The sequence below is a fragment of the Rhizosphaericola mali genome (assembly GCF_004337365.2).
Lineage (GTDB): Bacteria > Bacteroidota > Bacteroidia > Chitinophagales > Chitinophagaceae > Rhizosphaericola > Rhizosphaericola mali.
In genome coordinates this window covers 2,755,448-2,769,361 of sequence record NZ_CP044016.1, presented here as the reverse complement: position 1 = coordinate 2,769,361, position 13,914 = coordinate 2,755,448, and the positions used below count along the sequence as shown (strand labels likewise).

The window sequence follows — 13,914 nt, the reverse complement described above, 5'->3', positions numbered from 1 at the left end:
TAAACTGCCAAACTTTTTGTCAAAAAAAATAAAAATATTTTTAAATTAGACTATAAAATGCAAAAAGCAGATAATCAAACGATTATCTGCTTTTTATAAAAATATAGTAAGTTAACTAATCTTTATTTTGAGCTGGTTTTTCTGTACGTTCAGGGCGAGGTAACAAAGCTTTGTGGCTTAGTTTGAATTTTCCTGTTTTAGGATCAATTCCGACTAATTTAACTTCAACTTGTTGACCTTCTTTGAAAATGCCATCCATCGTTTCTAATCTATTCCAGCTTATTTCACTGATGTGCAATAAACCTTCTTTTTTAGGTAAAAATTCTACGAATGCACCAAATTCTTTGATACTTTTAATAGTGCCCGTATAGACTTTGTTTACTTCAGGAACGGCAACAATACCTTTGATCGTAGCCAATGCTTTTTCTACACCTTCTTTATTAGAAGAGAAGATACTTACTTCACCTTTTTCTCCTACTTCTTCAATAGTAATAGTCGTACCCGTTTCTTTTTGTAAACCTTGGATCACTTCACCACCTTTACCGATAACGGCACCGATAAATTCTTTATCAATGATTAGTTTTTCCATTCTTGGCGCATGTGGTTTCACTTCAGCTCTAGCTTCACCAACACAGCTGTACATTGCATCCAAAATGTGCAAACGACCATTTCTAGCTTGAGCCAATGCTTCACGCATTACATCCATGCTTAAGCCATCTACCTTAATATCCATTTGTACACCACAGATACCATCTCTAGTACCAGTAACTTTGAAATCCATATCACCTAGATGGTCTTCATCACCTAAGATATCAGTAAGGATTGCATATTTGCCATCTTCTCTTGTGATTAATCCCATTGCCACACCACTTACGTGTTTTGGAATAGGTACACCAGCATCCATTAAGGCTAATGAGCCTGCACAGACCGTTGCCATAGAAGAAGAACCATTTGATTCCAAGATATCACTAACTACACGCACTGTGTATGGATACTCACTTCCGGGCATCATTTGTTTTAAGCTACGCATAGCCAAATTACCATGACCAACTTCACGACGACCAACACCTCTCATAGGGCGAATTTCACCTGTGGAGAAAGGAGGGAAGTTATAGTGTAAAATGAAATTAGTATAATGAGAATCAGTAGCACTATCGATCATCAATTCGTCATCGGGAGTACCCAATGTTACCGTGGATAAAGATTGTGTTTCTCCTCTTGTGAATAAAGAAGAGCCATGAGGTATAGGTAAAATGTCGATTTCCATATTTAATGGACGCACTTGATCTAATTTTCTACCATCCAAACGGATACGATCATCTAAAATCATATCTCGAACCAAATGCCATTCTAAATCGTCGTAATATTTTTTAGCAAGTTTCTTTTCGATATCAGTAGCTTCTTCGCCTAAGCTAGCAACTACTTCTTTTTTCAATGCAGAAAAAGCTTCACTTCTTTCGTGTTTTGTTGTACCTGCATGAGAGATTTCACTGATTTTAGCCGCACAGAAATCTTTTACTTTCTGTTGGATAGCTTCATCTTCTACTGGTTTAGTATAATCTCTTTTTGCAGTTATTCCTTTCGCATCTCTCAATTGTTGCTGAGCTGCAATTTGTTTTCTGATGGCATCGTGCGCAATTTCAAGTGCTTTTACAAGATCTTCTTCTTGCGCTTCTTTACTTTCACCTTCAACCATCATTAGGTTTTTGTCTGTAGCCGCAATCATGAATTCCAAATCAGCGTTTGCCAATTCAGATCTTGTTGGGTTAACGACATATTCACCATTGATACGTGCGATTCTAACTTCAGAAATGATTTCTTTAATAGGAATATCAGAAACTGCTAATGCGGCAGATGCTGCTAAGCAAGCCAAAGAATCTGGCATGATATCGCTATCACTAGAAACCAATGTAATTAAAACCTGAACATCGCAGAAATAATCATCTGGGAATAAAGGACGAAGTGCACGATCGACCAAACGGCTGATCAATACTTCATAATCACTTAATTTACCTTCTCTTTTGAAGAATGTACCAGGGATACGACCTGCAGCAGCAAATTTTTCTTGATAATCTACACTTAATGGAAAGAAATCTTGACCTTCTTTTGCTTCTTTATTAGCAACTACAGTTGCTAATATTACGGTATTTCCTTGTTGGACTGTAACAGCTCCATCAGCTTGTCTAGCTAATTTGCCAGTGCCGATAGTAACTTCTCTACCTGCGCCCAAATCAAAGGAAACGCTATATGGTTGGGATAACATAATTTACTAATTTAATTTTTTCGCATATATACAAAAAACTATTCCCAACTGAATAATAACTTAACAGCCGGGAATAGTTTTTAATAGTATGACTACTATTTTCTAAGACCTAATTTTTCAATTAGAGCACGGTAGCCATTCAAGTTATGTTTTTGCATATATGACAACAAGCGTTTACGACGACCAACCATTGCCATTAAACCTCTTTGTGTAGAGAAGTCTTTTTTATTTGCTTTCAAATGTTGAGTCAAATGTAAAATGCGTTCTGTCAATAAAGCTACTTGCGCTTCGATAGAACCAGTATTTTCAGCTTTTCCGCCAAATTCTGCGAAGATCGCAGCTTTTTTTTCTTTTGTTAAGTAAGGCATTTTGAAATCTTTTTAACCTCTTTTGAGTTATTTCTTCTTTATAATTGGCTGCAAAGGTAATACATAAATATAAATTCACATAAATTATTTTACACATCTTATTCCCAATTACCTTGTTTTGAAGAATGTCGCAAATATTAAACCAAATGTGATATCGTTTAAATCAGATAATTTCGATTTAATATTTTTTGTTGGTTTGAGAAATAATTTCAAATTTGTAGTAAAACTAATTCTGATTGTTTATGGAGATCAATCTAACCCTTAATGAAGTCAATTACGTACGTGCTAGTACATGGAAGCGTTTATTTAATTACATTATTGATTTAATTTTTTTCGGTATTCTTTATAGTCTAGTTTTAGGGATAATATTTAGATGTTTTCCAGATTTTGGAGCGTCCTATTCTATATTTGAAGAAGATAGAGGTAATGTATTCTTATTAAACTTTTTCTACTTGTTATCATATGCAACAACGATGGGATTGGTTGAAGGAATATTTCGAGGGCGTACAATAGGTAAATGGTTTACAAAGACAAAAGCATTTAATCTGGACGGCAGTGAAATATCTTTTGGCAAAGCAATGAGTCGAGCATTTTGCAGAATTGTTCCTTTTTGTGTGTTTAGTGCATTCGGCCATCCTTGTAATCCATGGCAAGATCGATGGACTAATACCATGGTGGCGGACTTAAAAGCATCTCAATTAGATTCTACACCGTTTAAAAATGTATTCGAAGATTAATTTTTTTGCAATGCTTGTTTGTACACTGATAGGCAACGCTCTCGGCTTTCTTTGAAATCAATTATAGGTTGAGGATATTCAAATGAATCTATTTCGGGAATCCATTTTTTTATATAAATTAATTTTGGATCAAATTTTTCAGTTTGAGATGTTGGATTAAATATCCGAAAATAAGGTGCTGCGTCACAGCCCGAACCCGCCGCCCATTGCCAACCGCCATTATTAGCGGCGAAATCAAAATCTAATAATTTCTCCGCAAAATAGGCTTCACCCCAACGCCAATCAATAAGCAAATTTTTGGTAAGAAATGATGCTACGATCATACGTACCCGATTGTGCATGTGTCCTGTGGCATTTAGTTCTCGCATACCAGCATCCACAATAGGAAAACCTGTTTGTCCATTTTTCCAAGATTCAAATTCATGTTCATTATTGCGCCATTGAATAAGGTCGTATTCTGCTCGAAATGCATTTCCTTTATTTATTTGAGAGAAATTTTGCAAAATCATTTGGTAAAAATCTCGCCAGATTAATTCTTTTAAATATGTAGCATTATGTTTTGATGCGAGACTAGCCAATTGGCGAATACTTATGGTGCCAAATCTTAGATGAATTCCCAAATGCGTCGTACCATTTTCCAATGACGGAATGTCCCTCGTAGCATCATATCGCTCAATCGTCGGAATGGAAATGTTGAATTTAGGGAAATGGAAATCCGTTTTTTCAAAACCAATTTCCGCCAAAGAAGGAAAGGTTGTTTTTTCTTTAAATAAGCTGTTTTTATATTTAGTAGTATCGTATCCAGAAAGGAAAAATGAATTTAGTTTTTCTAACCATTTTTTGGAATAAGGAGTGAAAATAGAATAAGAACTGCCATCGCTTTTTAAAATTTCATCACCTTCAAATATTACCTGATCCTTAAATGAATGAAATGCAATTTGCTTTTCATTTGCCCAAATCTTTATCTGATGATCTCGCTGAATTGCATATAATTCGTAATCACGATTACAAAAGATGCCTTTTATTTCAAATTGCGTTTGGATTTGTTGGAATATTTCTAAAGGCTTACCTACATAAATATTTAATCCACTTCCTAAGTTGGTTAATTTTGCTTGTAACTTTTCTAAAGCAATATGTATAAAATGCACACGAGGATCATTTTGGGGTAAGTCATCCAAAATGTTGGTGTCAAATATGAAAATAGGAAACACAGGTGTGTCAGATTTTAGGGCATAAAATAAACCTGCGTTGTCATCCCACCTAAGATCTCGTCGAAACCAAAATATCTGAATTGAACTTTTCTGTTGCATGCTGTCAAATTAACATAAAAATTGGTACAGAATATGTATTGAAATATAAAATTCATTCATTTAAATATTGGGATATGTTGAGATGGGCAATCGTATTTCTGATAATTGCAATAATTGCAGGAGTTTTTGGATTTAATGGAATCCAATCAGGAGCAGCTGGAATAGCGAAAACCCTGTTCTTTATCTTCTTAATTTTATTTGTTGTCTCTTTTTTGATAGGTCGCTCAAGGAATTAATTGTTAAATAAAAACATTATGTTTACCTACATAAGGTTCAATTCTAATCAAAATGAGAGTGTCTGAACCTTTTTTCAATATTTACTTCTTTAAAAAAATAGAAATTTTCTAAAATATTCGTATAAATCTACTAGCTAAGTGCAATAATTCATCTGTTTATATTAGGTTTGCGACACAAATTAATCCGTAACCTTATATGAATTTCAAGAGGATCAACAACATTACAGGCTGGATCGTGGGAATTTTTGCTTGTATTGTGTATATTATGACCGCAGAGGCTGGAGGCAGTCTTTGGGATTGTGGTGAATTTGTAAGTAGCTGTTTTAAGATACAGATACCTCACCCTCCTGGCGCACCTTTGTTCGTTTTGCTTGGCCGTTTTTTCATTATTTTATTCGGTGGTACTGGTGAGCACGCAGCTCAGGCCGTAAATGTGATGAGTGCTGTAGCGAGTGGAATGAGTATTTTATTTTTATTTTGGTCTATCACTCACTTTGCACGCAGAATCGTACAAGGTCAGGAAAAAGATACATCCAAACTAACTCAAAATCAGATATTTAGCATTATGGCTGCTGGTATTGTCGGCGCTGTAGCTTATACGTTCTCTGATTCATTTTGGTATAGTGCTGTAGAAGGTGAAGTTTACGCATCTTCTGCCTTATGTACTGCGGTAGCTTTTTGGGCTATATTGAAATGGGAACATGTGGCAGATGAGCCAGGTGCAGATCGTTGGATCGTATTTATCAGCTTCTTAATGGGACTTTCTATCGGTATTCACTTGTTGAACTTGTTGACTATCCCAGCATTGGTAATGGTGTATTATTTCCGTAGGAGAGATGCATTGGATTACAAATTATTGAAAAAATATTTCGTTAGAGGATTGTTGATCGCTGGCGGTTTGGCATTCATAGGTGGTTTTATCATTGCCAATGCCAATGCAACCGATAATGTACCAATGGATTCTACTTATCCAGGTTTGATGGTTGTCGGTACAGCTGTTGCGATTGGAATTCTATTCTTAATAGAAAGAAGAAATAAAAACGACAAGAAAAAAGTTGAATTGTATGGAGGTGCTTATATCTTCTTCGTATTTAGTGCGGTGATTTTAGGTGTCGTTCAGATTGGAGTGATTCAAGAGTCCATCAAGTTTGCAGGTAAATTCGATATTTTATTTGTAAATAATATGGGATTACCATTCTTCTCTGGATTTACGGTATTCTTCATTTTATTGGCTTTAGCAATTTGGTATTTTATCCGATTTGCCAACAAAAGAAAATTGCCGAATCTACGTTTGGCGATGTGGTGTTTGGCTTTTATGTTGATTGGTTATAGTACCTATTTGACTACGATGATCAGAAGTAGTGCTGATCCTTCTATTGATATGTTCAAGGTGGACAATCCATTGAGTTTGGTTGGTTATTTAGGACGTGATCAATATGGAGATTTCCCTATTTTATATGGTCAAAAATTCACGGCTAGACCTGCTGATATTAAGTATGATGAAATGAAATATCAAAAAGGTGTCAATGACAATGGTAAAGATGCCTATATTCCAGTGGGACGTTCATTCCATTATATTTATTCTCCTGAAGACAAAATGGTTTTCCCAAGAGTTTGGAATGGTAGCCAAGATCGTGGACAAGCGGATTATTATGCCAATTTCTTAGGTATTGGTAAAAATCAACAAACAGGCGCTTACGAACGCGAGCCAAATTTTACAGATAATCTAAAATTCTATATTGGTTATCAGAATTATTACATGTTTATAAGATATTTCCTTTGGAATTACTCAGGTAAACAAGATGATATTCAAGGTCGTTACATCGGTAATGTACGTGATGGTAACTGGATTACGGGTATCAATTTTATTGATAGTTTCCTTTACGGAGATCAAAGTACTTTACCTGATAGTATCAAGGATAGCAAATCGCATAACACTATGTTTGCCCTTCCATTTATATTAGGAATGATTGGTTTATTTTTCCAATTTAAAAAGAAAGGTTCGGATGGTTTGGTTGTGTTCTTGTTATTTTTCATGACTGGTTTTGCGATTATTATTTATTTGAATCAAGCAGGTAATGAACCACGTGAGCGTGATTATGCCTTTGCTGGAGCGACTTATGCTTTTGCAATTTGGATTGGTTTGGGTATGTTAAAGGTTAAAGAATGGTTTGGTAAATTTATCGCCAGTCCGAAAACTGCTCTAGCTGCCTCTTTCTTGGTTTGTTTCTTTGCTGTTCCGGTATTGATGGGACAACAAGAATGGGATGATCATGACAGAAGCAAAAAAGAATTGGCTCGTGACTTAGCAAAAGACTATTTGGAAAGTTGTGCACCCAATGCTATCTTATTTACATTCGGAGATAATGATACTTACCCACTGTGGTATGCGCAAGAGGTAGAAGGAATTCGTCCAGATATTCGCGTAATAAATACAAGTTTGTTGGGTATTGATTGGTATATCAATGAATTACGTCACAAAGTAAATAGCAGTGATGCTATAGATGTTATCTGGAGTAGAAAACAAATCGAAGGACAAAAACGTGATGCTGCTTTCTACAAAGCCGTAGATGGCGTATCAGAAAATCAATTCTATGATTTGTATGATATGATGAAAAATTATGTGGGTAGTGATGATCAGTCTAAAATGGCGCAATCTCAAGGTGGCGATTGGATCAACACATATCCTGTAAGAAATGTTTCTGTTCCTGTTAATACACAAGAAGTTATTGAAAATGGTACGGTAAATAAAACGGGAGATTCGATTGTTTCTTCGATGAACTTTACCATTCCCAAATCTACTTTGTATAAAAATGATTTAGCAATTTTGAATATCATAGCAGCAAATAAATGGAAACGTCCAATTTATTTCACTAGCCCATATGATGAATTAGGATTTGCTAGTTTCTTAAGAAGAGATGGTTTGACTTATCGCTTAGTTCCGGTTAAAAATACCAATGATCAAGGTGAAGCGGTGAATACCAATTGGATGATGGATAAGTTGATGAATAAATTCGGATTCGGAAATGCGAACCTTCCAGGTGTATATTTCGATGAAGAAAATAGACGTCATTTGAATACTATCCGTCAAGCTTATGCGACCTTGGGTATGGATTTGGCATTGAAAAATAGAAAAGAAGATGCTAAAAAAGTATTGGAAAAAGCTGATAAGATGATGTTGCAAGAAAACTTCCCTTACGGAATGGTTTCTATTGGTAATCAACATAACCGTTTGTCTATCATGTTCTTGCAAGCTGCGGTATTAGCTGATGATAAAACGTTAGCACAAAAAGTATCCTCTTCTATCAAGAAAGATTTGCAACAGCAGATTAGATATTATAATTCTTTAACTGGCCAAAATGCGGCAAATATGGATTATGATAAACAAACTGCACAGCAAATGTTAGGTTGGGTTGAACAAATGGATCAGCAAATGGCAGCTCCAAAAAATAATTTGGAAAAAGGGCAGGTCATTTCCAATGATTCAAGTAAATAATTACTGAATTAGATTTTATAAGAAAAGGTTGCTGAATATTTCAGCAACCTTTTTTGGGTTTATGCTTAGTTTTCTTTTCTCTTGATAGAAAAGAAACAAAAGATCAAAGCAGCAATTGTCTTAACTAAAAAATCAATCGTTTCGTCGGAAAGAATATAAACTCGCTTCGCTCAAACATATATTCTTTCAATCGACTTCACTGATTGATTTTCTTAACGTTAATCCAATAAATGCCAATTAGAAAAATTTTGATTTCGTGTTTTAGATTTCCATATTTTCCCTTTTTAGCAAAAGCCTTAGTGAAAGCAAAAGGAGTTTGTGAATAAGAAGAAATTTAATGTCACTTCATGTGTCGTCTGACAGCAAAGTGTAGAAAATAGCGGAGTTGTGTTTTCTGCGTAAATAGCAATGGCTTGTAACTGTAAAATCGTTAGCAGAAAATGTACACGAGCTATTTTCAAGCGTTCCGAAGGATTGCCTTCAGACGACTTGATCTTTTGGTTACTTTTCTATTTAAGGGAAAAGTAACATTTCAAACAAAAATAGGTTTGGAAATACTTATTTCGGTTGATTGATCACCGCCAAGGTCAATCGGCTTATGCAAACTAATTTTTCTTTTTCATCATGGATTTGAATATCCCAAACTTGCGTAGTTTTCCCAATATGCCAAGGTCTTGCTGTGGCGGTAACAATGCCGCTTTTTTTGCTGCGAATATGATTGCAATTTAATTCCATACCTACACAGATTTTATGTGAAATATCTACAACTAACCAACCAGCGATACTTCCGACGGTTTCTGCTAATGCCGCTGACGCACCACCATGCAAAATTCCCATTGGTTGATGTGTTTTTGCTGTAACAGGCATGGTTGCTTTTAGATAATCATCGCCTATTTCGGTAAATTGGATTTCTAAAAATTCAGTCATCGTATTTTTACTCGAAGCATTTAATTCTGCTAAATTTATATGTTTTTTGAACCAAATTCTGGACATAAAATTTTGTTTAATTAGGATCTACGTCAGGCATAAAAATGACGCCTCTGTATTTTTTAAAATTTTGAATATAAGCAACTTGTTGTAACAAACTCAATTTGAAATTGTGTATAATCTTGGCATCTTTGGGTAGTTTAATTAGGATTTCCCAAATATATTGATTGCGAATGCGATTAATTACCGGTTCTGCAGGTCCAGTAATATTGTTTTTAAAATACTTCAATCCTTCAATCAAAAGATTCGCAGCTTCCTCCGCTACCATTTTGTCCTTGTGTTTTACAAATACTTGAATTAATCGAACAAATGGCGGATAATTGAACATTTTTCGATTATTAATTTCGTATTTGTACATGGACAAATAATCATGTTTTACGAGAAATTGCAAAACGGGATGGTGTGTATTGGTCACTTGTATGATCACATTTCCTGCTTCATTTCTACGACCGGCACGACCACTTACTTGTTCCAATAATTGAAATGCGCGTTCATTTACCCTAAAATCTGCAAAATTAAGAATGCTATCCGCATCCAAAACGCCCACCAATTGTACATTTTCAAAATCCAAACCTTTAACAACCATTTGCGTACCGATCAAAATATCCAATTTTTTCTTTTCAAATAATTGAATGATCGCCTCATGATCGTGTTTGCCACGGATACTATCCAAATCCATTCTGCCAACATGCGCCTCTGGAAATTTTTCACAAACAACTTCTTCAATTTGTTCCGTTCCAAAGTTTTTTTGGATAAAATGATGTCCACCACAAGCCGGACAAGTATAAATCAAAGGATATTCCGTACCGCAATAATGGCAAGAAAGTTTGTTTTTGTGTTTATGATGGGTTAGGGAAACATTGCAATTTTTACACTCTGGAATCCAACCGCAAGTACCACATTGAATGTACGGACTATAACCACGACGATTTTGGAATAAAATCACTTGCTTTCCTTGTTGTAAAACTTGCTCTACTTTTTCTTTCAAAAGTGGAGAGATGATGATACGTTCTTCTCTTTCTTTGGGCAAAGATTTTAAATCTAATATTTGAATATTAGGCATTTGCACATTGCCATATCTTTCCCCTAAATAGACATATCCATATTTTTTTTGTTCGCAATTATGAAAAGTTTCCAGTGAAGGCGTTGCACTTCCCAATAAGACATGTGCTTTGAACAAGGTTGCATAATATAAAGCCGTATCGCGTGCATTGTAACGTGGGGTAGGTTCTGTTTGCTTGTAAGAAGTATCATGCTCCTCATCAACGATAATCAGTCCCAAATCTTGAAATGGCAATAAAATTGCAGAACGTGCGCCAAGCACAATTTTTGCTTCTCCAGATTTTACCTTATTCCAAATCTCTACGCGTTCATTTGGGCTAAATTTGGAATGATAAATGGTAATACTCGCGCCGAAATGTTTGCGTAAACGATTGATAATCTGTGCAGTTAATGCAATTTCGGGTAACATATACAAAACTTGTTTGTCTTGCTGTAAATATTGCTCGATGAGTTTTATGTAAATTTCCGTTTTACCACTAGACGTAACTCCGTGTAAAAGACAATTCGGATTGGTTTGGAAAGAATTTTCAATGGATTGCAAAGCTATATTTTGTGCCTCGGATAATTCGATATTGACAGAAGAAATGCTATCCAAACGAGGCAAACGATCCACCGCTCTTTTCTCCGCAACTAAAATATTTTTTTCCAATAAACCTTTTAATTGAGCCGCAGAAGCGGTTGCTTTTTTTAGCAAATTGGATTGTGTTACTTCTTGTTCGGTTCTTTTTAAATGCAAATATGCCAATAAAAGTTCCAATTGTTTGGGTGCTTTTCCCCAATTATTAAGCAAAGCTTCTAGGGCTTTTTCATTTTCCAAATTGGGATGAAGCGTGATAAATGTGTCCTTTTTGACCGAATATTTTTGCTTTAGTTCTTCCCAAATGAAACAGATATTTTTCTCAATGAGTTTTTTAATAATAGGATACACATGAGAGCTATCCAATATTTTTTGTATTTCATTGATTCTCAATTCTTTTTTGATACTTAATGCTTCAGCAAGCAAATATTCCTCTTCATCTAAATGACTTAAATCTGTATCATCAAAAAAGTCATTCCAAATAAGGATACTTTCACTAGATAATTTAAAATTTGCCGGAACGGCCGCTTGCATAATATCTCCCTCGGCACACATATAATATTGTGCCATCCATTGCCACAATTTGAGTTGTTGTGGGTATAATAAGGGTTCATTATCCAAAATATTTAGAATTGGAGCTGGAGTAAATTCGGCAGGTTTTTCAGAAAAAATGGATTGTACAATTCCCGCATATTTCTTATTTCGCAGGGAAACTTCCACTCGTATGCCGATGGTTACACGATCATTTAAATCTGGTGGAATGCTCCATGTATAGTTTTTGGGTACATGCAGCGGAACGATTACCTCTGCATATAAAATCTCACCATACAACTCTTTTGAAAAGGAATTTTGAACAGCCATACAAGGCGAAGTTAAACAATCCAATTACTTCCTTGCTCGGGAAATAATTTTTTTGAATCTGAAAAATAACAAAATTGCGGTAAAGGTTAGACCAATGACAAACCCAATCCAAATGCCATACACGCCCATATTCAGATATTTGGCTAAAATCCATCCCAGAGGAATACCTAATGCCCAATAGGAAATGGTCATAAAAATAGTGGGTGCTTTTACATCTTTTATCCCCCTTAGTACACCAACTCCAATCGCTTGTGTTGCATCAGAAATCTGAAATACTGCAGCGAGAAATAACAATGCACCCGCCAACTTCAATACCGCAAAATCTTTGGTGAATATTAGTGGCAATTGGTTACGCATTAGGATAAATAAAATAGCACATAATACGCCGTACATCAGTCCAGTGATATAAGTACTTTTTCCAATATTATGAATCAACGGCCAGTCTTTTCTGCCAAATGCATTCCCAATACGGATAGAACTTCCTTGAGCTAATCCAAGAGATACCATAAAAGTGAAAGATGCCAATTGTATAGCTATTTGATGCGCTGCCAATTCCACAGCTCCGAGACTTCCCACAAGAATTCCACTCACCGCAAAAGCCCCGACTTCTAAAATTGCTTGTATACTACTCGGCACGCCAATATGTAACAATTCTTTTTGCGTCATCCACTTTATATGCCATTGATGTTTGCGCACGGCAATATAATGTCGGAATGTTTTATGGAAAAATATGATAGATGCAAGTGCAATCAAGATTAGGCTCCGTGTTATTAAAGTCCCGAATCCTGCACCGATTAGACCGTAAGATTTGAATCCAAAATGTCCAAAAATAAATGTCCAATCTAATAATACATTCAATGGCATAGAAAGCATGGACAACAACATTGCCGTACGCGTTAATTCCAAACCATCAGTAAATTGCTTTAATGCAAAAAATAATAACATGGGTATGACCGAAAATCCCATTAATCTTAAATAAGGACTCGCTAATTTGGCAACTTCTCGATCCTGTCTTAAATGAAAAACAATTGGATTGCCTATCTCTAAAAGAAAAGAAATTACAATAGCTGTAATAGCAGAAAGGAACAATCCATTAAAAAGATAATGTGAAATCTTCTGTTTGTCTTGTTGGCCATGTGCCGTTGCAACCGTCTGGGAAATAGACATGGTCATCCCAATTCCAAATACATAAGGAATGTTGAGTACACTATTAACTAAAGATGCAGCAGCTAAATGATGATAGCCTAAATGTCCAACCATGGCACTGTTAATTAAACCCAGTGACATCTGTGTCAATTCGCCTAATATAATGGGACCAGATAATTTGATAGTATTTAACGCTTCTTTTTTTAACATATGGGGCATGCAAAGTTATACAAAAAAGATTAAAAAAATATCTAAATTAAGTTAGTATGTTTAAAAAATTTGTAATACTTATTTTTTAAATTTTAAATTAATATTTAAATAAATTTGGTTAGCCAAAATAAAATTTTATCTTTGTGCGGTATTTGAAATTTAAAGTTTATGTAATAAAATTTTAATTCGAATAATGAATACTCTGTTCTTGAATAACACCTACCTAAACATGAAAATCAGTTGTTTATACGGAATTAAATATAAACATTGGACAATTTATAAGCCGTTGCAAGCTCTTAAAAAGAACAGAAAAGCCAAAGTTTAAAAACTTTGGCTTTTATTTTTTATATATAAATTTATTTTTCTGCTATTGATATGTGTTTATTTCTATTCTAATATTTATTATTTCAAATAAAATTGATTTATGTCAAAATAATTAATTTAAGTATGTGACTCTAATTAACATAAGTTAATAAATTTATTTATTTGGAAAAATATTGTAAATAAATTTGGATAGCCGAAATTATATTTTTTACTTTGTCTATGTAAGTAAATTGGTTGTTCGATTTTAATATTTTGAATGATTAATGCTTAAAAAATATCTGTTCTTGAATAACACCTTTGAGCGATTGTGATACAATCGCCACCTAATGAAAACACG

Annotated in this window: 9 protein-coding genes; 3 read left to right on the top strand and 6 right to left on the bottom strand. The window is 34.7% G+C overall.

The window, feature by feature from the left end; all coding sequences use genetic code 11:
* Window positions 1–115: 115 nt before the first annotated feature.
* Window positions 116–2,263, bottom strand: coding sequence for a polyribonucleotide nucleotidyltransferase (gene pnp / locus E0W69_RS11860; protein ID WP_131330273.1), 2,148 nt, complete (start codon window positions 2,261–2,263; stop codon window positions 116–118).
* A 95-nt stretch (window positions 2,264–2,358) separates the two neighbouring features.
* Window positions 2,359–2,631, bottom strand: a complete 273-nt coding sequence (rpsO, locus tag E0W69_RS11855; protein WP_131330272.1) for a 30S ribosomal protein S15 — start codon at window positions 2,629–2,631, stop codon at window positions 2,359–2,361.
* Between the two features lie 242 nt (window positions 2,632–2,873).
* On the opposite strand from rpsO, the gene E0W69_RS11850 reads away from it, so the two are divergent.
* Window positions 2,874–3,368, top strand: a complete 495-nt coding sequence (locus tag E0W69_RS11850; protein WP_131330271.1) for an RDD family protein — start codon at window positions 2,874–2,876, stop codon at window positions 3,366–3,368.
* Here the strand turns inward: E0W69_RS11850 and E0W69_RS11845 are convergent.
* Complete coding sequence (locus E0W69_RS11845) at window positions 3,365–4,678, bottom strand: cryptochrome/photolyase family protein (protein WP_131330270.1); 1,314 nt, start codon at window positions 4,676–4,678, stop codon at window positions 3,365–3,367. The two genes, E0W69_RS11850 and E0W69_RS11845, sit on opposite strands and share 4 nt — an antisense overlap.
* A gap of 74 nt (window positions 4,679–4,752) precedes the next feature.
* Here E0W69_RS11845 and E0W69_RS11840 point away from each other — a divergent pair, with 74 nt between their 5' ends.
* Window positions 4,753–4,914 carry a DUF1328 domain-containing protein gene (locus E0W69_RS11840; protein ID WP_131330269.1) on the top strand — a complete coding sequence of 54 codons (162 nt, stop codon included), beginning with the start codon at window positions 4,753–4,755 and terminating at the stop codon, window positions 4,912–4,914.
* A 196-nt stretch (window positions 4,915–5,110) separates the two neighbouring features.
* Complete coding sequence (locus E0W69_RS20620; RefSeq protein ID WP_225321244.1) at window positions 5,111–8,410, top strand: glycosyltransferase family 117 protein; 3,300 nt, start codon at window positions 5,111–5,113, stop codon at window positions 8,408–8,410.
* 558 nt (window positions 8,411–8,968) lie between these two features.
* Here the strand turns inward: E0W69_RS20620 and E0W69_RS11830 are convergent.
* From E0W69_RS11830 to E0W69_RS11820, 3 genes are read right to left on the bottom strand one after another with little or no spacing between them, the layout of a single operon-like run.
* On the bottom strand, window positions 8,969–9,403 hold the full coding sequence (locus tag E0W69_RS11830; protein WP_131330268.1) for a hotdog fold thioesterase: 435 nt from the start codon (window positions 9,401–9,403) through the stop codon (window positions 8,969–8,971).
* 10 nt (window positions 9,404–9,413) lie between these two features.
* The gene (gene priA / locus E0W69_RS11825) at window positions 9,414–11,897 is read right to left on the bottom strand and encodes a replication restart helicase PriA (protein ID WP_131330267.1); all 2,484 of its coding nucleotides are present in this window, start codon (window positions 11,895–11,897) and stop codon (window positions 9,414–9,416) included.
* A gap of 24 nt (window positions 11,898–11,921) precedes the next feature.
* Window positions 11,922–13,253 (bottom strand): MATE family efflux transporter, encoded by a 1,332-nt coding sequence (locus E0W69_RS11820; protein ID WP_131330266.1) that lies wholly within the window; start codon window positions 13,251–13,253, stop codon window positions 11,922–11,924.
* Window positions 13,254–13,914: the final 661 nt, after the last annotated feature.